A 21,097-nucleotide genomic window follows, 5' to 3' on the forward strand; every position below is an offset into this window, starting at 1 on the left:
TATGCCCGACTACGAGGAGCAAGTCACGGAGGCGTTCCCGGAACTCGACTACATCTCGTCGGACAGCCTCCGCAGCAACGTCATCGAGGCGTGGACACTCGCGCTCGACCGAGGTGGCTGGCGCGACATTACCGATATCCCCTACGCCTGGAACATCCACGAAGTAACCAACGTCAGGCACGTCCGCGGTGTCACCAGAATCGCACGGGAATCCGCTATCGAACAGCAGGAGTTCCACAGTGCCGACCCCGATATGGACGTCATCGTGGCAGCCACACTACTCCACGACGTCGGAAAATGCTACGAGTACGTCGACTTCGTCGAGGACGAGAAGCTACTCGACCCGGACCCGAAATACGCAACCGAAGAGGTCCCACACTCCCTGTCGGGCTATGCACTCGCACACGAGGTCGGCTGTCCGCTGGCGGTCCAACGAGCGATTCCGCACTTTATCGGCGAGATCCCGACGCGGACACTGGAAGCCGAACTCGTCAAGAGTGCGAACTCCGCGTCCTCGAACGCGATTACCCAGTCAACGATGGGCATCACGCTGCAGGAGTGGGTCGATGAGTATTCCCAGACGTAGCCACTGGCGCGAACGATAGCGCTCTGCCACAGCGTCGACCGGCGAAACTAGTCCCTACGAGGCCTTCATTTTGAGTTTTCAATGGATTTCTACGCCTCCAACCAGCATTTACGTCTAAATGCATCGAAAATATCCTCATACATCATAATTCCTTGCCATAAATGTCCCTAAAGGAGCCTGGTTTCGAAAATTCTCGTCAAAAGAATGATTAAGACAATTATTCATGTAGAAGTGCGGAGAAATACCACTCTTCCGAGTGTATATACACATATCGAGGGTATGCTGCGGCTTATGCGCTGAATTCGATGTACGATTTGATAGTATCCGGCGACTTCTCGAATGCGTCTGCAAACCCCGACACCGAGCACTGGGTCGTCATGATAGACGCAAGGAACCAGTCCGGGTATTCTGCAAGTGTGTTACGAGCGCGTTTGTAATGCCGGACGTTAGAGTTCACGCTCCCGAGCAACGCTTTGTTCTGGAGGACCAACTGCCTGTGAAGCGCTCCACCGTTGACAGTAAATTCCCAGTCCTCAGGGATGCCAAGGAGGACCCCGACTCCGTTCGCATCGAGTGCCTCGACCGTCGAAAACGCGTGTTTTGCGTGCCCCGTCGCCTCGAACACCAGATCCATCGGCTCGTGGACATCGGGTATCTCGTCGACGGCCGTCTGTCGAGAATTAACGTAGGTAGCCCCCAGTTCCTCGATAATGTCGATGGTCGGGTCCGGCCGTTCACGACGGCCGAGACAGTACGTCCGCTCACACCGGTCTGCAAGCATCGCCAATGTGAGCAGTCCTAGCGGTCCGTTTCCGAGGACGAGTCCGGAAGCATTCTGCCACTCGAAGGTCGACCTGGAACGCTGTGCCAGCTCAAGTGCCTTTTCGGCATTGCTGATCGGTTCGACCAGGAATCCGACATCCGCCAGCGATTCCGGGATCGGGACGAGAAACGATGCGGGTGTGGTGAAGTACTCGGCCATGTAGCCGTGCGCCCCCGCAATCCCCCGTTCGACATACTCACCTGGTGGAGCCATATCGGGCTCGTTGTTCTCGAAGAACCGACTCGACGTGTTTGCGGGCCGCCGGACTGTCGGGACGACAATCTCTCCCTCGTTCAGCGCGGTCCCGTTCGAGGACTCCACGACGCCGACGGCCTCGTGGCCCAGTATCTGGTAGTCGCTGCCCTCGGGAAACTCGCCATGTGATCCCGATAGCACCTCAAAGTCCGTTCCGTCGATGCCAACACGGAGCGTCCGCACGAGCACCTCTCCCTCGTCCGGTTCCGGGCGCTCGATGTCGATGCGTTCTGGCCGAGTCTTCCCCCGCTTGACAGCGATTGCATCCATTGTTGTAGGTATCCCCGTGAGTGAAACGCACCATCCATCAACAGTTGAATGTTTCGACCAATAGATAGAGGGACTTCGGCGAAATTATTTCGTATTACGAAAAGCTGTGAGGATGCGGGAAGCATACTGAACGACAGCGGTGTGAACGGCAAGTGGATGAGAAAGAACCGATGCAGCACCGCTACAGTACGATATGTGCATATTTAGGAGGGCCAGGTTCAGGTGAGTGAATTAGAATAATATGTGTACGGCTGTTATTTCGCTCACCACTCGCTCTCAAATGGTTTCGCTAAAAGAAATACCCTATCTCGGATAAAAATTTCTGTTGGGATATGTATGGCATTGCTGAAACTGCCGTCGGTCAGCTAGGACTGGAGTTGCTGCGGCTGTACTGAACATTGCTGATTCCAGGCTATATTGATAATGGCCGTGAACACGAATGGCTGACGAATGACTCAGATTTGCTCCGCATTGAGTTGCCTGACGGCGCTCAGAATCATCCCGGGGACATCCTCCTGTAACCGCTTCCCGCTCAGCCGTTCAGCGTGTCCTGCCACGTACACGGCTGCGGTTGTAGACTGGTCCTGAATCGGAACCGCGACGCAGTTTACGTCTGGATACTGCTCGCGACGCTCGAACGCGATACCTCGGTCCCGGATATTGTCGAGTTCGGCAGTGAGCGTCTGGCGATCCGTAATCGTGTTCTCGGTCATTGCAGGCAGACCAGTGTGGTCTAAAATAGCATCGACCGCCTCTGGGTCGGTCGCCGCGAGGATTGCCTTTCCCGGAGCGCTGCAGTGAAAACACGGGGAGTTTACGTGTCTCGGAGAGTCGTCAACAGCGGTGTGATAGACGTCGGCAATTTGCTTTTCGCACTTGATAACCAGTCCGGCAGACTCGCCGGTCGTCGCTGATATCTGGTCTATCTGGGGCTTCGTGTCGTGGTAGATGGGTGCCTGAGATTTAACGTGTTCGCCGATATCGGCAAACTGTAACGTCAGCTGATAGTTTCCTGTACTCTTTGTAACGTAGCCTGACTGCAACAGCGTATTCAGGTGCTTGTATGTCGTACTCCGAGTGTACCCGAGTTGCTCGGCCACCTCTGAGACGCCAAGCGGCCCGTCGGCGTCTCTGAGCACGTCGACGATGGCGAACGTCTTCATCGGTGCCGAAAGTGTTGCTGTCTCAGTTTTATCGGGCATAAGATTACTACTCCCGTCTATAGCTTAAGTTTTTATTATTATGAAACGATCGTTACCAGTCGGCGACGCTACCGTCCTCGTGCCGCCATATCGGGTTGTGCCAGTCGAGATCGGCCTCTGCCTTCTCCCGAACGACATCTAGTGCTACGTCGATACCCAGTCCCGGGCCATCCAGCGTCTTCAGGTAGCCGTCGTCGAACGCAAACGGGTTCGAATTCAGCAGATCGTGTGCGGGACTGGTCGTCTCAGAGTGGACGTCGAACCCCTGATCCTGGACTAACAGGTTCGGAACGACCGTATCCACCTGGATCGACGCAGCCAGCGCAATTGGACCCAGTGGGCAGTTCGGTGCAATGGCGACGTCGTGTGACTCCGCCATGTTAGCAAGTTTGACCATCTCTGAAATACCGCCTGCGTGAGAGACATCGGGCTGAATCACGTCAATCGCCCCCGTTTTGAGGAGGTCTTTGTAATCCCATCTCGAGTACAGTCGCTCACCTGCTGCGATTGGTGCGCGTGTCTGTGCCGCGATGTTCGGAAGGTGTTCGATGTTCTCGGGAAGCACTGGCTCTTCGATGAACATCGGTTCGACGGATTCGAGGCGGTTGGTGAGGGTCTTGGCCATCGATTTTGATACTCGGCCTCTGAAATCGATCCCGAGATCCACTCGGTCGTCCACCGCTGTTCGAACGTGCTGAATCCGTTCTGTGATCTCGTCGAGCGACGCCTTCGTTTCGATGAACCGGGTCTGATTCGTCGCATCCATTTTGAGTGCGGTGTAGCCGGCCTCGGCTAACCGCGTCGCTTCTGCAGCGACATCCTCCGGCCGGTCACCGCCGATCCACTTATACACTCTAACCTTATCACGGCTCTTCCCACCCAACAGTTCGTACACAGGTGCACCGAAGTGTTTCCCCTTGATATCCCAGAGCGCCTGATTGATACCAGCGATGGCAGACATCAGGATCGGTCCGCCGCGATAGAACCCGCCACGGTACAGCGCTTGCCAGTGATCCTCGATTCTAAACGGGTCCTTCCCGATGAGATACTGGTCCAGCATCTCCTCGACCGCCGCTCGAACTGTTTTCGCTCTCCCCTCGATGACGGGCTCACCCCACCCCAGAACTCCGGTGTTGGTTTCTAGTTTCAGGAAGACCCAGCGGGGAGGGATTTCGAACAGTTCGTATCCGGTGATTTGCATACTGCCGCATCGTATCCGGAGTGTGATTAACCTTCATGATATAATCTGCATAATCCAGCTCCCACTGGGTTTACATATCGGTTGTGCGGCTGTGTATCGTGACGGTCGTCACCGCTGTCAGCTATCGACAGGACTCCAGAGGGCGGAAAAGAGACCAGTGTGAGTTAGCCGTTTCAATTCGTTGCTTCTCATCGATGATCGATACGTGCCATTCGCTAGGGTTGCTGGTGTAGCCAGCTATCCCAGTGCACTCCACTCGATATGTTTCGAGAGTTCCGGTGGATCGTCCGGATTGTATCCCTTCTTGACGGCCGTCTTGTACGTGAGCGATTGCAGGATCTTCAACGGGACTATCGGGTGGTCCGGTGATCGGGACGGGAGTTTGATTGAGATGTCTCCACCGTAGTCGTTCGTCGGCCGCCGCAGGACAATTGTGATCACTCCGGCGTCGCGTAGCTTTGAAACGACCTCGCTGGTCAACGATGACTTCGATTCTCGGGTCGCAATGACGAGTGCCGGCTCACCGGCAGCGTTTGCGATGGGACCGTGGCTGATTTCCGGTGTCGGGAGTGCTGTCGTATGCAACAGTGCACCCTCGCCGAACTTCGTCGCCGCCTCGCCTGCAAGCCCATATTCGATCCCCTGTCCGAGAGTGTAGAGTGTCTTGGCCTCCGCGAGGACAGCGACGGCTGCCTGAAAGTCCTGGTCGATGACGTTCCGGCATGTGCCTTGCAGTTCGCTCGGTGTGTACTCACTGTATTTGCTTTCGAGCAGCGAGAACGTCAGCATCAACGCGGCATCGACTGTTTTGGTAGCAAGCACTGCTTTCTCGGTCCCCGCCGGCGTGACGAGGATCTCGTCCGCTACAGACCCCAGCGTCGAATCGGCGCTGTTTGTAATACCGATAACGACTGCACCTCCCTCTTTTGCTCGGCGAGCGGCTGTAACGGTTTCAGACGTTTCGCCGGACTGGGAGTAGGCGACGACAACCGTTTCCTCAGTAATCGGCGGACCGGCGAACAGATATTCTGACGCGGCGTGCGCCGTTGCATCGATGCCGCTCTGGAAAGACGCATACTGACCGATCACGCCGGTCCAGTACGAGGATCCACAGCCGATGAAGTGGACTCGGTCAGCGTGTGCAATACGCTCGCGTGGCTCGGAAAGGTCGTGCGTGCTCAGTTCGAAATCGTTCAGTCGGTCGATACCGGAACGGATCTCGTCGTAGACTGCGTGTGTGGTCATGTTTTGATGTTCATGGGACGGCACTGTGGTCAGTTGTTTCAGCGACAACGCCGGCAGAGGCTTCGGTCAGCCAGCAACTGTCTGACTGACCGAAGCCTCTCTGCGATCACTTAGATTACCAATTGATGGCAGTGTATTATAAAACCATACGATAGGTATTTGTGATAGCCCACAGGAACACAGTGTTACGAAGAATATCCTAAACAATTAATTATATATACTACATGGGTCGTTGGTGATAGCATATGTCAGACAGTAGTTTGCGGAGTGGCAAGCGACGTCGCTTCATCAAAAGCGCCGGAGCGGCAACAGTCACGCTGCTCGCGGGCTGTGGCGGCAACGAAAGTTCAGAGAGTACCTCCGGGGATGGCGGGGACGGCGACTCTGGCGCGAGCACCGGGGAGCAATCGAATGATATAACCACCCTCACAGTCCGTCACTTCGTCAATGACCACATTGAGACGTTCTACGAGAAGCACAATCCCATACTGAAGAAAGAACACGGGATCAGCGTGGATTTCGAGACGATGGGCTGGGGCGTCGCTCGGAAGAAGCAAAACAACAGTATCTCCACCCGGACCGGTCCGGACGTCGAAGAGATCGCATCGACGTGGATGCCACAACAGGTCAATTCCGACGGCTGGATGGACCTCGAAGAAGCCGGCGTCTCGATGCCGACAGACAATATCTACGAGTCACCGCTTCAGATCGGTAAATTCGACGGCGTCCGGGCTGGGTTCCCCTGGTTCTGGGGACCCCGCGGACACATTTATTATAAATCGCTGTTCGAGGAAGCCGGTATCGATGGCCCTCCGTCGACCTGGGACGAACTCGCGAATGATGCGTCGAAGTACAACACGCAGGCCGAAAAGTGGGAACAGGAAGGCTACAACACGAGATACCTGTTCGGCATTCCGGGGGCGAACAACTGGGCAGTCGTCCAGTACTATATGATGCTCATCTGGCAAAACGGCGGGAGCGTGATCGACGGGTCCAAGCCGACATTCGACAGTGACGCGGCGGTGGAGGCGCTGAATTTCTACAAGGACCTGTCGACGACGCACAAGGCGTCCCCACAGGCGTCAGTCGAGTGGAACGGCGTTGCACGGAACAACGCGTTTAGCAGCAAACGGATAGCCTCGACGTGGCAGGGGCTCAGAGTAGCAAACGATATTGACGCCGAACTCGGCGTCGGCAAGCCGCCGGCCGGTCCCCGGGGAGAGTCGTCGACCTTCTTCGGAGTGAACCTCATGGGCATCCATCCCTGGACGAAGAAGAAGAGCGAAGCCGCGACGTTCATCGAGTATCTGATGCAGCCGGAGGTCAACGCAGAACTCGCGAAGGGCTCTGGCTTCTTGCCGACGATCAAGAGTAGCTTCGAGCAAGACGCCTTCCAGGGTGAGCTGTATCAGTCCTTCAGTGAAGACGTTCTGAACAACACAAACGCCAAGACAGCGCCGCAAGTCGTGGGCTGGGGTGATGTCTCCGGAGCGATCAAGGGGGCTGTCACGAAGGTACTCACGAAGGCAGCAACGGACTCCTGGTCCGAAGGCGATACCGAGAAGGCACTCCAACAGGCTGCGATGCAGGCAGAAAACGCGCTTCAAGGATAACCTCGGAAAACAGGCGTTTCAGTGTGGTTCTGTGCTTGTCCGGTCGAATAGCTACTATAGTAACAATTGAAACGATGTACACACTGATCGCACGACGGCAGTGCGATCAGGTGTGCATTGATTTTCAATGGCTACTATAGCTTTGTGTCGGGACCGTGTCACTCTAGCGTCGTGCAGAACGGTTAAATACATTGCATAATAATCGATTGTGTATGCTCCTGTCCGCGTACCAGCGAGTCAGACGTCGACTCCCAGCGGTTCATATCCCATACGTTAGCTCGTTACCTGCAAGCCAGCGCTTCGGACTCAAGCTCATTGCCCCGGCTCTGGCAATGATGCTTCTCGTCCACGGGATTCCAGTCATCCTCGGGTTCGTTATGAGCTTCTACGAGTTCCCGTCGCTCAGATACACTGACTGGTTCCGCCCAGAGACGTTCGTCGGGCTTGACCACTTCGCGAAGGTCTTCCAGAAGGATACGATCTATGGCGCACAGTTCTGGAACTCGCTCAAAGTCACCATTCTGTACACGGTTGGCTCGGTCGTAGGGACGTACGTTCTCGGGCTCGTCACCGCACTCACCCTCGATAAGCAATTCCGGGGGAAGCTTGTCGCGAGGACCGTGATTCTGATTCCGTACGTGACACCGGTTGTCGTCACGCTTCTCACCTGGCGGATGATGTTCCGGAGCGATACTGGAGTCATCAACGCGTTACTCCGGCAGGCCGGACTCATCGAGGGGTCCCTGTTCTGGCTGCTGGGTCCAAACTCACTGTACGCGATAATCATCGCGAACGTCTGGCGGAACTTCCCGTATGCGGCGATCATGTTGTACGCCGGACTGCAGTCGGTACCGGAGCAATTGTACGAGGCTGCAGAGATAGACGGGGCCGGCCGATGGGGGAAGCTGCGGTACGTGACGCTGCCACAGTTGAAGCCTGTCTCTGCCGTCATTCTGCTGCTGTTGATCCTCTGGACCTTCATCAACTTCCCCGTCCCGTATATTTTGCTGGGAGGGTCACCGAGCGAATCGGGGAACGTTCTGATGTTGCTCATCTACTCCTTTGGCTTCAAACAGAGTGCGTACGGGATCGGGTCCGCGCTCAGCGCGATGCTGTTCCTGTTCTCTATGACCATCGCATACGTCTATTACAAGCGCGTTGTGGCGTCTAGCTACGACGGAGGGGCTATCTGAGATGCTCAGTTCGCTCATGGCTGCTGTCGGGTCAGAAAGTACGATGGTGCCCGACGAAATGCGGCTGACTGCCGATGGTAAAGAGCTCGTGTACCAACTGCTCTGGCGCTCCGTGCTCATCCTTGTTCTCATATTCGCGATATTCCCCGTCTGGATGATGTTCACGACGTCGTTCAAAACCCGCGATGAAGTGCTGCAACTCGGGCTTGACATAATTCCGGCGGACCCCTATGTCCAGAACTACTTCCTGATGTTCCAGCGGTTCCCGCTCGTCGACTACTACGTTAACAGCCTGGTCATTTCGAGCGTGACAACAGTTCTTTCGCTGCTCATCGGTGGACTGGCTGCCTACTCGTTGTCGCGATATGAGTTCCCTGGCAAGGAGAAATTCGAGATGGGAGCACTCGCAACGCAGATGATCCCCGGAGTACTCATCCTCATCCCGATGTTTCTGTTGTTCATCGTCATGGACCAGTCGGCGAACGTTCCGATGAAAGACACGTACCATGGAATGATATTCCTCTATACGACGTTTACCGTCCCGTTCACCATCTGGATGCTTCGTGGGTACTTCGACACGATACCGACCGCGCTGGAGGAAGCCGCGCGAATCGATGGCTGTACGCGGACACAGGCCCTGTTCCGCGTCGTGATGCCGCTTGCAGCACCGGGCCTGGCCGCGACTGGGATGTTCGTGTTCCTGCTCGCATTCAATGAGGTGCTGTTCGCGTCAGTCCTTGCGACCGATAACGTGACGCCGTTCTCAATTGGGATTCAGAACTTCCAGCAGCAGGATCAGACGATGTGGGGTCAGATGATGGCTGCCTCGACCCTCGCCGCTGTGCCACTGCTCGCAATCTTCGTCGTGTTCCAGCGGCAGATCGTTTCCGGGCTGACGTCCGGGAGTGTCAAGCAGTAATCTTCGGCTCCAGTGTTGTGGCGGTTCGCGATTCCAAACGTAGTTTTATATCCCCAGCACGTCGGATGTTGTTATATGCAGACTCAGACGGTGGCGAGTATGCCATTAGCACAGAAAGTCGGCCAGTTATTCATGGCTGGCTTTGATGGCACCGAACCGACTGCTGGGATACGGGAACTGATTCGTGAGTACAACCTCGGCAACATCATTTATTTCACCCGAAATATTACGTCGCCGGCGCAGGTGGCAGCCCTCTCGGCGGAGTTGCAGTCAGAAGCCACAGCAGTCGGCGCTGGCCTCCCACTGTTCGTCGCCACCGACCAGGAGGGCGGCGTCGTCTCACGCCTCAACTGGGGCACGCAACTGCCGAGTCAGATGCTCATTGGGGCCTGCGATGACGAAGCGATGGCTCGGAAAGCAGGTGCGACCGTCGGACGGGAGCTACGGAGCCTCGGGATCAATCTGAACCTCGCGCCAGTCCTCGACGTCAACAACAACCCGGACAACCCCGTAATCGGTGTCAGATCCTTCGGTGAAAATCCCGAGCGCGTGGCCGCGCTGGGCGCAGCCATGGCCCAGGGCCTCCAGTCCGTGGCTGTCGCGGCCTGTGGGAAGCATTTCCCCGGTCATGGCGACACGGCAGTCGATTCACATCTCGACCTGCCGGTGGTCGCCCACGAGCGGTCCCGACTGGAACGCGTGGAGTTCGCACCGTTCGAAGCGGCGATACAGAGCGGTATCGACGCGATCATGACCACACACGTTGCCTTTCCGGCGATAACAGGCGACGCGGAACTGCCAGCGACGATATCGTCGGCAGTCCAGACAGCACTGCTTCGAAAGCAATTGGGGTTTGATGGGTTACTCGTCACGGACTGTCTCGAGATGGACGCGATTGCCGAAGGCGTCGGTCCCGCCGAAGGGGCTGTCCGTGCAATCGAGGCCGGGTGTGATATCGTCACTGTTTCACATACGTTCGAGCGACAGCGTGCAGCGATTGAGGCCGTGCTTACCGCCGTCCGAACGGGACGGCTTACCGAGGAGCGAATCGACCGGTCGCTGCAGCGCATCCGGCGTTGTAAACAGCAACGGATGGGTGCATCTGAGACTGCCGAAAAGCCGGAATGGAATCGCTGTGCGCCCGAATCGAAACAGCTTGCAACTGAAATCGCAAACTGTGGGGTAACACTCGTCAGGGACGACAGCGAGACAGTGCCGTTCGATACGTCGCGTCACCTGCATGTGGTCAGCTTTACCGGAACGCGGGGGTCGCCCGCCGAGGACGAGCGCTACGACCCAGAGGCGGTCTCTGCTGCGCTCAGCGAGGTCGGGTTTGAAATCACGACACATACAGTGGCGACCGGTGAGACTGTCGAGATAGCGCCAGAGAACGAGCAGATTGTCGCTGTCAGTTACGATGCCCTGGCAAACGAGTCACAGGCAGCGACGCTCCGGACGCTCATTGCGCACCACGACCAGCTGGCAGTCCTTGCCGTACGGAACCCATACGACCTCTCTGTCTGTCCAGATGCGGCCACGTTTTTGACGACCTACGGCTACTCACCAGGTGCGATTCAGGCAGCGGCGAAAACACTGGCAGGGACAGTCGACCCAACGGGGACGCTTCCGGTCACGATTCCCGACTGAGGTCGCTTCAACGACAGTGCTCGTGAAACGCCAGCGACCTTATCCGAGAAACTCCTGTGCGGACTCGTGCAGCGGGACGAACCCCTCCGCACTGCGGGCCCCGGCCTGTTTCCCGAACACGAGATTCTCGGCGCGAAGTCCGTCGATGAGGTTGTCGAACTCGGCGTCGATGCCGCCGTGCTCGACGAGGAACTCTACCTGAGACTCGTGTTTCTTGATCGCTGTGACCTTCTGTTCCAGGTACCCATCGATATCGATGAACATGGAGGGGGTAAACTCCGATGTCGGCTTGCCGAAGTAGTAGATGTTGTCCGGATCACAGGGTTCGAAATCCGTCTCAACGAGGGGGAGCGAAGCCATGTAGTACGCGTCCGTAACTAAACGTGACGTCGCTCGGTGGTCTGGATGCAGATCGTCTTTGTAGTGCGTGAGGATGATGTCCGGGTCGTACTCCCGGATTACATCCACCATCTCTACACGGTTCTCCAGGGAGTAAGTGATCCGCCCGTCTTTGAACTCGAGGAACGCGACTTCCGACGCGCCTAACACTGCCCCCGAGGCGCGGGCCTCCTGTTCGCGGACTCTCCCGACGGCTTCCTGTGAGTCCGTTCGCAGCCCGCCGTACTCTCCCCGAGTCATGTGTACGATACTGACCTCGTCACCGCGTTCAGCGTGCTTTGCTATCGTACCGCCACAGAAGACATCTGCGTCGTCTGGGTGGGCAACTACTACGAGGACGTCCATACTATGCTATGGTATTGTAAGTTATTATTTATATCTTTTCTCTGTTACAGATGTGTGAGCAGGCGGTCGACGACGTACGCAGCACCGTCTTCGTCGAGACACATCGGGTTGAGAACAATCTCGCCCTCGTCGATGCGGTCCTCGCCGACATACACGCGCGGGTCCTCGCGCTGCAGTTCTGACACCAACGCGGCTGCCGAAAGAGTCGATTGGGAGTGAGTTATATCCACAATGATCCGTGGAGCAACACTCTGCTCACCACCAGCAACAACTGTGGTCTCTACGCCCGCTGCCTCAAGTTGGCTCGCCATGTTTTCGGCGAGGTTCTCCCACTCGGCGACAAGCGCTTCCTGATCCTCTTCGATGAATAGTTCTAGCGCGCGAATGAGGCCGACAAGTTCCTCCTTGCCGACCTTGAGCGACCGTCCGATTCCCTGTCTGGGAACCCCATCGAACCGTTCCGTATCGATAAGCGAGCTGGGTGGGTTCCAAACCCGGCGGTCGACGTGCATATCCTGGTGCTGCACAGCGATTGAACGGATATACTGACGTTTGCCGGCGATGATACCCGTCGTCTGTGGGCCCCGGATTCCTTTGCCACCGCTGAACACCACCATGTCCGCTCCCTGCTCGACGAAACGAGAGAGGTTCTCAATGGGCGGCACCTCGGCGGCAGCGTCGACAATCACGGGAACATCGTGTCGGTGTGCGATCTCCGAGACAGTCGAGAGGTCCGGCTGTGTGTATGTTTTCTGGACGTACGCGACCCCGGCAGTGTTTTCGTCGATGGCGCTTTCGATCTCCCAGGGTTCCACGTTTGTTGCGCCAGTGCCGAGATGGTAATCGTTTGTCCCGACATCGACGATGTTTGCGCCAGCCGCTCGCAGTGCGTGGTCGTACCCCGTCCGGTGAGTCCGGGGCATCACGATGTCGTTTGGTGCGTCTGTCGGATGGGGTAACTCCGACATGGTCTCCGGGTCGTCCCCCGCGATTGCGGCAGCCGCGGCCAACAACAGGCCGGCCTCAGCACCCGGCGAAACGTATCCGGCTTCCGACCCGGCGATTTCAGCGATCTGTTCGGAAGCCTTTGCCTCTAGATCACTCAGCTGAACGAATTCGTCGGCAGCAGCGCGCATGGCGTCCGCGGCTTCCTCTCGAATGAGGCTGCCGCCAATCCGCGTTTTTGTGCCCGCTGCATTGACGACCGGCGTGACACCCAACTGACGATACACCGACTCTGACTCTGTTGTGAATGGAACCATAGTTGTGCTCTTTTCACTACCGCTAGTCCCGTATACGAACTCAAACCCGCTCCAGGTATATGAAAGATTCCCATCTATAATCGAAAAACACAAACTATTATATATCTCTGTGGAACAATAACAGGTATCGCATGGCACAGTTAGAGCTCGATAACCTTGTCAAGACGTTCTCCGACGGGAGCGACGAGGTTGTCGCTGTCGATACGGTGAATATGTCGCTAAACGACGGCGAGTTTCTGGTACTGGTCGGCCCATCCGGCTGTGGAAAATCGACAACCTTGCGGATGGTCGCCGGGCTTGAGACGGTGACTGAGGGTGATATTCTGATCGGAGACGAGTCTGTCATCGGCACCGAGCCCCGTGACCGCGATATCGCGATGGTCTTTCAGAACTACGCGCTCTATCCACATATGACTGCGGAGGAGAACATGTCGTTCGGGTTGAAGATGACGACGGATCTAGATACAGAAACGATTGAACAGCGTGTAACCGAGACAGCCGAGATGATGGGCATCGAGGACTTGCTTGATGATCCGCCAAAGGAGCTATCTGGAGGCCAGCAACAGCGGGTGGCGCTCGGGAGAGCAATCGTTCGAGACCCAGCAGTGTTCTTGATGGACGAGCCACTGAGCAATCTGGATGCCAAGCTCCGGACGAAAATGCGGACCGAGCTAAAGAGCCTCCAGAACGAACTCGACGTGACAACGATCTACGTTACTCACGACCAGACGGAGGCAATGACGATGGGCGACCGGATCGCTATTCTGGACGATGGCGTGTTACAGCAGGTTGGAACGCCACTGGAGTGTTATCACCGTCCAGCCAATCGGTTTGTCGCAGGGTTCATCGGGTCGCCCTCGATGAACTTCATTCCTGCCGCTGTCGAGGACGGGTCGCTAGTGCACCAGGAGTTTACCTACGAGCTGTCCGCTGAAACCGCCGCCCAGCTCGACGGGTACGAGGAAGTCATCGTCGGTGTCCGGCCTGAAGATATTCAGCTCAGCACCGCAACTGGCCCGGAGCAGACCGTTACCGCGACCGTCGACGTCGTCGAGCCACTTGGGGACCTGTTTCATGTGTACGTGACTATCGACGGGCAGCAGTATACGGTCACCGTCGAGGATGGAGCAAACCTCGGGAATGGCGTCACGGTCGGATTGCAGTTCCCAGAGGAGGTCATCCATCTGTTTGATGCGGACTCCGGCACTGCGATCAAGAACAGTGAAACGGAAATCGACGAAGAGAATCCGGTTGCAGCCTGATTTTCTCATTCCGCGACGCCCGATAGAACGTGGCTTGAGAATACCCGAGAAGGGTACCAGTGGCAGTGACGGCCGGAAGAATACCAAAGGAGCCACTGGGAGGACCAGCGCGGAACCGACCCATTTTGACGGCTCTGTGAGCAGGGGTTGCTGACGAGATGGTCTGAGACGTGCTTGCTCAGTATTCAATATTTCCGCTCTGCGAGCGGGTGTGGGAGTTAGTTTCGTAATATGAAATTCATTCACGCAGTCACCAGCGAGGCGCAGTCACTTGCGATATGAACTGTTGTCGTTGTGAGGGGTCAGTACCGCAACGGCACTGTGTTTCGTAATACGACATCTGCATGGCCTTCAGATAACAGGCATACAAATATTATCGGAGTGGTCGACTGCTCTACACGTCTCACTAGACGTCGGGAGCAGAGGGGAGACAGATGCAACCCTGACTGAGATTCAATACCTGTGAACAACCCTCACTGTAGGCCGGATGGTTGCACTGCGCTCTGGAGCGCACATACCTCAGAGATACAGCCATAGGATAACAGGCGTACATCTATTATCTGATTCAGAATCAGCCTGAGAGTTACCGACCGTAGGTGATAGTGTCGGCGTTGGAGTGCAGACCAGTATCGAGGCGATACGAGAAGCGATTGCGGTTGTGCAAGGAGAGTGCTGAGCACGAACAGGGCGAATCGAAACGGACTGTGAGACCGTGACAGGACTAGTCCCGGTAACGCTGCTATCCTCGCTATATTCTCATTTGTATTTCGTATGCTGCGGCCGAGTTCAAGCTGATTGAACATCCTGGTGTACAGCAAGTGCCACGTCCGACATCTGCATCGGCCGGAATTAGAGCACCGGGACGACGCCGCCTTACTCCGTTTCTCAGTGGCAATACAGTGGTCAGTAGGTACGTAAACGGACGGACGGAATTTAGGAGAGTCACTGGATTGCCGAGTTTTGGGTAGTATATCATGGTTCAGTCGTCGCGACGCCACTGGGAATACACCTGATAGCACAGTCCCCGGGCACATGATTCAATCTTGTTGAATAATTTTATAAACAGTTAGCCGAATATACGCGTATGACAGGACAAGGCCCGATAGAGTCCGCCGGGAGGGTGCTGGACATTATTGAAGCACTGAAAACGGAACAGGCACTCGGCGTCACTGAGGTGGCAGAGCGAGTGGAGATGCCCAAGAGCACAGTCCACGTTCATCTCTCGACACTCCAGAGCCGAGGCTACGTCGTCCAGGACCAGAACAAGGCGTATCGGCTGAGCTTGCGGTTTCTGGATATCGGGATGAAAGTCCGCGAGCGACAGGAAATGTACCAGGAGGTCGCCCCGAAACTGAACGAGATAGCCGACGAAACCGACGAGAAAGCGTGGTGGATCGTCGAAGAGAACGGAAAGGCGGTCTTCCTGGCCAAAGCGCTCGGCAGTCGGGCGATTCAGACAAACTCACAGATCGGCCAGTACACCGAACTGTACAGGCTCGCTGGTGGCATGGCAATCCTCTCAGTGTTGCCGGAACACCGGCGGGAGACAATCCTCGAAAGCTACGACTACCCTCTCCCCGACGGTCGGGATCGGCAGGAACTCGAAGCAGAACTCGACGAGATTCAGGACCGCGGCGTCGCCTACGGCATCGACCAGTTCCTCGAAGGCGTGGCCGGCGTCGGTGCCCCGCTGGTAGACAACGCCGGCAACACGTACGGTGCCATCAGCGTGTCGGGACCAGCGAACCGGCTGGACTCCGAACGCATCGAAAACGAACTGACCGACCTTATCCGTGGGATCTCCGGCGAGCTACAGGTGAATCTCTCGTATCAGTAGTTCTACTGACTCGAACACCACTGATCTGGGCAAGACACCTGTGAGACCGTTCGAATCCCTTCGGAACAACGCTATAGCACGATAGAAGCCGATTCAATAGAATAGAACTTTCCGTGTTACATGTTGACACTCTTGATGTGTTGGCACTCTAGTGGTCGTTACCGCTCGGTGCATGGGGCTCGAACTATGGTCGGTAAGCCCCGTCTCGAACGGGGCCCTGCGCTATACGGCTAGTGACCGGGGATCGGGTCGTGCCCGGCGATTGTCGCCATAGTCAGTCAGTGACACCGACGCCGAGGTGTCTGTCGAGTACGTCCTCGTTGTTCTGGATCTCCGCCGCAGTCCCCTCGTGGACGATCTCGCCCTTTTCGAGGATGTACGTGTACTCCGAGACCGCCAGTGCGACCGGGATGTTCTGCTCGACGACCAGCACCGTGATACCCTGTTCGTTCAGTTCGAGGATCAGGTCCTCTATCTGCCGGACGACATAGGGTGCGAGCCCTTCCGTCGGTTCGTCAAGCAACAACAGATCCGGGTCGGCAGTCAGGGCGCGGCCGACCGCGAGCATCTGCTGTTCGCCACCGGAAAGGACCGACCCGTCCTTGTGTTCTCGCTCCGCGAGGTTCTCGAACATATCCAGTACGTCGTCGACTGACGGCCCATCAGGCGACTCGGCACCGATTTCACCCATTCTGATGTTCTCTCGGACGGTCAACTCGGGGAAGATCCGTCGCTCTTCGGGAACGAACCCGATGCCGCTCCGGATCGTCGCCTCGGAGTTGCGTGTCGTGATGTCCTCGCCGTTGAACGTTATTGACCCACCAGTCGGGGTGATGTTACCGACAATCGACCGTAGCGTCGTCGTCTTGCCGACGCCGTTGCGCCCGACCAGCGACACAACGCTTCCGCGTTCGACATCCATCGAGACGCCCTGTAGCACCTCGGTCATCCCGTACCCGGCCCGGACATCTTCGAGAGAGAGGAGCGGGTCAGTCACTCTCGGACACCACCGAGGTACGCATCGCGGACGTCTTCGTTGTTTGCGATCTCGTTGGGTGTCCCGCTTGCGAGTTCTTCGCCGCGAGTAAGGACAGTAATCCGGTCCGAGACACGCATCACGAGGTCGATATCGTGTTCGATGAGCATCAACGACCGATCCGAGAGGACCTCATCGATGAGGTCCATCGTGGCCTGTGTTTCCTCGCTACTCATTCCGGCGGTCGGTTCGTCGAGCATGACGAGGGCGGGGTCTGTCGCCAGCACGAGCCCCAGTTCGAGTCGTCGCTGATCGCCGTACGCCAGGGCCTCCGCGTGCTCGTCAGCCCTGTCTTGGAGCCCGATCTGTTCCAGCACCGTCCCGGTTTGCTCCGTGATCTCGTCGAAGCCGTTCTTGTCACGGAACAGCGCTTCGCTGGGATTGATCTCGTCACTGTGGACGGACTGTGCTGCCAGCCGCACGTTTTCTCGAACGGTGAGACCGCCGAAAACGTTCGTAATCTGGAACGAGCGGCCCAGTCCGCGGCCAACCCGTTCGTGTGGCGCGACGTCAGTGATGTCCTCACCTTTGAACCGCACGACACCCGCTGACGGCGATAGTGCGCCAGTGATGAGATTAAACGTCGTTGTCTTCCCGGCCCCGTTTGGCCCGATAACGCTCCTGAACTCACCGTCCGCAACCGACAGCGACACGTCGTCAACGGCGGTGAGCTTGCCGAACCGCTTCGTCAGTCCGTCCGTTTCGAGTACAGTCTCAGTCATCGCTTCTCACTTCCGGCTCATCCATGTCGACAGGACCGTCCGCGTTGTTGGCCGTCTCCAGCCGTTGTGCGACGAGAGACGGAATCGATACGATACCGCGTGGGACGAACAGCACGAACAGGATAAACATCGTCCCGATGATAAGCCGCCACTGGTCGGTGTACGACGAGAGGAACTCCTCGGCACCGAAGAAGACACCGGAGCCGATCATGGGACCGTACAGTGTCCCCATTCCGCCAAACAGCGCAATGACGATGACTTCACCAGAGTGGATCCAGTTGAGGGTCTGGTCCGGTGAAATGATGACTGTCGACGGACTGATTGCGAGGAGGCCGCCAGCCAGTCCAGCCATTCCGCCGCTGATGACAAACGCCCGGCGCTTGTATCTGTTGACGTCATAGCCGATGAACTCCGCTCGCTCCTCGCTTTCCCGAATCGACTGCAGGACACTGCCAAACGGCGCGTTCATCATGCGCCGAGCGAACAGGAACGACAGCAGGGCGATGAGCAAGGCGAGATAGTAGAACACGAACTGCTGTCCGAGTTCGTAGCCGAGGAGCCCGAACTCGATGTTCGAGAGCGACGCCCCGACAGTACCGAATCCGAGGAACGCTTCGAAGCCGAGCAGGCCGTCGCTCCCGCCGGTAAAGTCGAACTTGAACACAGCGCTGTAGAGCAGTTCCGCGAACGCCAGCGTGATCATGGCGAAGTACACGCCGGAGACCCGAATCGAGAGGCTGCCGACGATCCAAGCTAGGACAGCACAGATGAGAATCGCCCCGAGCAACACGACGAAAACCGACTGCGAATAGTGCAACATGACGAGCGCGGCGGTGTACGCACCGACGCCGTAGAACATCGTGTGGCCCAGGGGGACCAGGCCGGCATAGCCCATCACGATATCGAGACTCAGTGCGAAGATAGCCCAGATCAGGATCTCGTTGAGAACGACGAGGTAGTACTGGTCGCCCATGAACAGAATCGCGAGTGGGGCGAGCGCGAGCGCGACAACGGCGATACCGCCGAGCCGTACCCGTGTGCTGTCCGCCAGTACCCCGCCGTACCCCCCGACGAGGATCTCGCCCTCGCTTTCCGACTCGTCACCTCGCGTTCCGAACAGTCCTTGCGGTTTCACGAGCAACACGGCGATCATGAGCAGGTACACAGTCAACCCCTCGAGATTGGGAACGCTCAGCGTGACATCGCCGACCGTTGCCACGACAGACCCACTGTAGGCCCGCATCAGCGTCTGGACGACACCGACGAGCAACCCGCCGAAGACGGCACCCCTGAAGCTACCGAGGCCGCCGAGGACGACGACAACGAACGCCGGGATGATGACGCTGTTCCCCATGCCGGTGTTCACGTTCTGGTAGCCGCCGAGGACGATCCCGGCGACGGCAGCGAGCGCCGCACCGACACCGAAGACCAGCGTGTAGTACTGGTCGATGTCGATACCGACGTTTCGGACCATTTCGCGGTCCTGCGATCCGGCACGAATGATCATCCCGTACTTCGTCCGGTTCAGCAGGTACCACGTCACTACCGCGAGCAGCGCCGCAAAGACGATCATGAAGTAATTGTACACGGACACCTGGACGCCCAGTATGGACACTGGCCGACTCAGATACTCCGGGACAGCTAGCTGTCGTTGCTGTGTCCCCCAGATAAGACGGATACCGTCGTTGATCACGAGCACGAGCCCGAACGTCAGGAGAATGTGATATAACGGGTCTCGACCGTACAGCGGTCGGACAGTCGTTCGCTCGATAGCGGCACCGATGAGGCCGACGGCGACCGGTGCAACCACTATCGCGATCCAGAACCCAGTCCCCGCGCCGAACGGCGCGATGATGCTGAGGGAGAAATACGCACCGAGTGCGAACAGTTCGCCATGGGAGAAGTTGATCACGTCCATCACGCCGAAAATGACCGATAGGCCGGCGGCTAGCAGGACGTAAACCATCCCCAGGGTGAGGCCATTCAGCAGTTGTTCGATGAAGTCGGCAGCAACCATTGTGCTACCTACATCTCACAGCCGAGGTCACTGGCTGGTGGCAGCGTCTCCGAACCCGGGACCTGCTCGAGGAGTTCGACATCCGCTGAACCACTATCGCCTTCGACGAGTTCGGCCATCCACGTCGGATTGGTGGCCTGGTGATCGCTCTCCCGAAGCGTGATGTCCCCCAGCACTGTCGTGAACGTGCCTCCTTCGAGGGCGTCCCGGACATCCCCCGGTTCGGTGCTCCCGGCTTCGTTCATTCCTTTGGCCATCAGCCGTATCGAGTCGTAGCCGACGCGGGCGAAGTTGCCGGGCTCTCTGTCGTTCTCGCTGGCGTAGGCCTCGACGAATGCCTGATTGTCCCCGGTCTCGAGCGAGGGGTCATACCGAGCGCCGCCGAAGGTGCCGACGCTGTTCGACCCGGTCCCGGCACGGACGCTCTGGAACGTCTGGGTCGGACCGACAACAGCCATCTGGTCGGTGAGGCCCTGATCTGCGGCCTGGTTAGTGAAGTTCACCAGATCACCACCGGTCATCCCCAACACGACCACGTCAGCGTCGGAGTTGCTGATCTGCGTGATGAACGAGCCGTAGTTGCTGGCACCCAACGCCGACGTTGATGTCCCGACCTCGGTGTAGTCGTCACTGGCACTCTCCATTCGTCTGCTCGTGCGGTTGTACACCGAGTCGCCGTACGCGTAGTCCGCGTAGTGGAACCAGACGTTGTTCCCCAGATTGTTGACTGAATACGCCGATATCGCCTCAGCGATCTGTGCAGTGTTCGTTTCAAAGCGGAACACCCATTCGTTGCAGGCAGACCCGGTGACCGGAACCGCTGCGCCGCCTGGGAAGTAGATATGCTCAGATTGCGCGGCAAAGTCGTTCAGCCCGAGCGCAACGGAGCTTGAAATCGCACCGAACACGAACTCTGCCCCCTCTTCCTGAACGACACGCTGGGCCTCGGACTGTGCGGCCCCGGCCTCAGTCTCTGTATCGCCCGTCACCAGCTCGAACTCGAAGTCGTAGTCGTCGTTGTTGTTTATCTCCGTTACAGCGAGTTCAGCGCCAGTACGCTGGCCCGGCCCGAGAGAGCTGAACGGGCCAGTCATTGGATTCAGGCTCGCGACGGTCACCGCCTCCTCGCCACCTGTTGATCCACCTTGGCAGCCGGCGAGGCCAAGCGCGCCGACCGCGCCAGCGGCGGCGATGAACTGTCTCCGTGAACGGTCGATTCCCACACTACTGTCTGGTGAGGTACCTTCGCTCGACATAGGTTCA

General features: G+C 57.5%; 17 protein-coding genes. 7 read left to right on the top strand and 10 right to left on the bottom strand.

Going from position 1 to position 21,097, the window contains the following annotated elements; translation table 11 throughout:
* Position 1: 1 nt before the first annotated feature.
* Entirely contained in the window at positions 2-586 is a 585-nt protein-coding gene (locus tag AV929_RS01210) for an HD domain-containing protein (RefSeq protein ID WP_014030869.1), read from the top strand.
* Between the two features lie 289 nt (positions 587-875).
* Here AV929_RS01210 and AV929_RS01215 read toward each other — a convergent pair whose 3' ends face one another.
* From AV929_RS01215 to AV929_RS01230, 4 genes are all read right to left on the bottom strand, one after another.
* A complete protein-coding gene (locus tag AV929_RS01215) occupies positions 876-1,934 on the bottom strand; it encodes a glucose 1-dehydrogenase (protein WP_014030870.1) in 1,059 nt (352 codons plus the stop codon).
* 455 nt (positions 1,935-2,389) lie between these two features.
* Complete coding sequence (locus AV929_RS01220; RefSeq protein ID WP_014030871.1) at positions 2,390-3,136, bottom strand: IclR family transcriptional regulator; 747 nt, start codon at positions 3,134-3,136, stop codon at positions 2,390-2,392.
* Positions 3,137-3,188: 52 nt separating this feature from the next.
* Positions 3,189-4,337, bottom strand: coding sequence for a galactonate dehydratase (gene dgoD, locus AV929_RS01225; protein WP_014030872.1), 1,149 nt, complete (start codon positions 4,335-4,337; stop codon positions 3,189-3,191).
* A 237-nt stretch (positions 4,338-4,574) separates the two neighbouring features.
* Positions 4,575-5,582 (bottom strand): SIS domain-containing protein, encoded by a 1,008-nt coding sequence (locus tag AV929_RS01230; protein WP_050007349.1) that lies wholly within the window; start codon positions 5,580-5,582, stop codon positions 4,575-4,577.
* A 245-nt stretch (positions 5,583-5,827) separates the two neighbouring features.
* On the opposite strand from AV929_RS01230, the gene AV929_RS01235 reads away from it, so the two are divergent.
* The 4 genes from AV929_RS01235 to nagZ all read left to right on the top strand — a co-directional run bounded on the left by AV929_RS01235 (position 5,828) and on the right by nagZ (position 10,954).
* A complete protein-coding gene (locus AV929_RS01235) occupies positions 5,828-7,195 on the top strand; it encodes an extracellular solute-binding protein (RefSeq protein ID WP_014030874.1) in 1,368 nt (455 codons plus the stop codon).
* Between the two features lie 332 nt (positions 7,196-7,527).
* On the top strand, positions 7,528-8,388 hold the full coding sequence (locus AV929_RS01240) for a carbohydrate ABC transporter permease (RefSeq protein WP_008308407.1): 861 nt from the start codon (positions 7,528-7,530) through the stop codon (positions 8,386-8,388).
* Between the two features lies 1 nt (position 8,389).
* A complete protein-coding gene (locus AV929_RS01245; RefSeq protein WP_014030876.1) occupies positions 8,390-9,307 on the top strand; it encodes a carbohydrate ABC transporter permease in 918 nt (305 codons plus the stop codon).
* A gap of 99 nt (positions 9,308-9,406) precedes the next feature.
* Positions 9,407-10,954: a beta-N-acetylhexosaminidase gene (nagZ, locus tag AV929_RS01250; protein ID WP_196219966.1), complete on the top strand. Its 1,548-nt coding sequence runs from the start codon at positions 9,407-9,409 to the stop codon at positions 10,952-10,954.
* A 39-nt stretch (positions 10,955-10,993) separates the two neighbouring features.
* Here nagZ and AV929_RS01255 read toward each other — a convergent pair whose 3' ends face one another.
* Both AV929_RS01255 and AV929_RS01260 read right to left on the bottom strand, forming a co-directional pair.
* Positions 10,994-11,698, bottom strand: coding sequence for a PIG-L deacetylase family protein (locus tag AV929_RS01255; protein WP_014030878.1), 705 nt, complete (start codon positions 11,696-11,698; stop codon positions 10,994-10,996).
* A gap of 44 nt (positions 11,699-11,742) precedes the next feature.
* A complete protein-coding gene (locus tag AV929_RS01260; RefSeq protein ID WP_050007469.1) occupies positions 11,743-12,960 on the bottom strand; it encodes an aminotransferase class V-fold PLP-dependent enzyme in 1,218 nt (405 codons plus the stop codon).
* Positions 12,961-13,091: 131 nt separating this feature from the next.
* Between AV929_RS01260 and AV929_RS01265 the strand changes: the two genes are divergently transcribed.
* A complete protein-coding gene (locus AV929_RS01265) occupies positions 13,092-14,222 on the top strand; it encodes an ABC transporter ATP-binding protein (RefSeq protein WP_064287154.1) in 1,131 nt (376 codons plus the stop codon).
* A 1,084-nt stretch (positions 14,223-15,306) separates the two neighbouring features.
* The gene (locus AV929_RS01270; protein WP_064287155.1) at positions 15,307-16,059 is read left to right on the top strand and encodes an IclR family transcriptional regulator; all 753 of its coding nucleotides are present in this window, start codon (positions 15,307-15,309) and stop codon (positions 16,057-16,059) included.
* Positions 16,060-16,333: 274 nt separating this feature from the next.
* Here AV929_RS01270 and AV929_RS01275 read toward each other — a convergent pair whose 3' ends face one another.
* Genes AV929_RS01275 through AV929_RS01290 form a run of 4 tightly spaced genes read right to left on the bottom strand, consistent with a single transcriptional unit; the run spans position 16,334 to position 21,090 of the window.
* The gene (locus tag AV929_RS01275; RefSeq protein WP_014030882.1) at positions 16,334-17,056 is read right to left on the bottom strand and encodes an ABC transporter ATP-binding protein; all 723 of its coding nucleotides are present in this window, start codon (positions 17,054-17,056) and stop codon (positions 16,334-16,336) included.
* Positions 17,053-17,817, bottom strand: coding sequence for an ABC transporter ATP-binding protein (locus AV929_RS01280; RefSeq protein ID WP_064287156.1), 765 nt, complete (start codon positions 17,815-17,817; stop codon positions 17,053-17,055). The genes AV929_RS01275 and AV929_RS01280 overlap by 4 nt, the downstream gene beginning before the upstream one ends.
* The gene (locus tag AV929_RS01285) at positions 17,810-19,834 is read right to left on the bottom strand and encodes an ABC transporter permease (protein ID WP_014030884.1); all 2,025 of its coding nucleotides are present in this window, start codon (positions 19,832-19,834) and stop codon (positions 17,810-17,812) included. The genes AV929_RS01280 and AV929_RS01285 overlap by 8 nt, the downstream gene beginning before the upstream one ends.
* An 8-nt stretch (positions 19,835-19,842) precedes the next feature.
* Positions 19,843-21,090, bottom strand: coding sequence for an ABC transporter substrate-binding protein (locus AV929_RS01290; protein WP_064287157.1), 1,248 nt, complete (start codon positions 21,088-21,090; stop codon positions 19,843-19,845).
* Between the last annotated feature and the right edge of the window lie 7 nt (positions 21,091-21,097).

Origin of the sequence: Haloarcula sp. K1, from assembly GCF_001647155.1 — an archaeon.
Taxonomy (GTDB): Archaea; Halobacteriota; Halobacteria; order Halobacteriales; family Haloarculaceae; genus Haloarcula; species Haloarcula hispanica.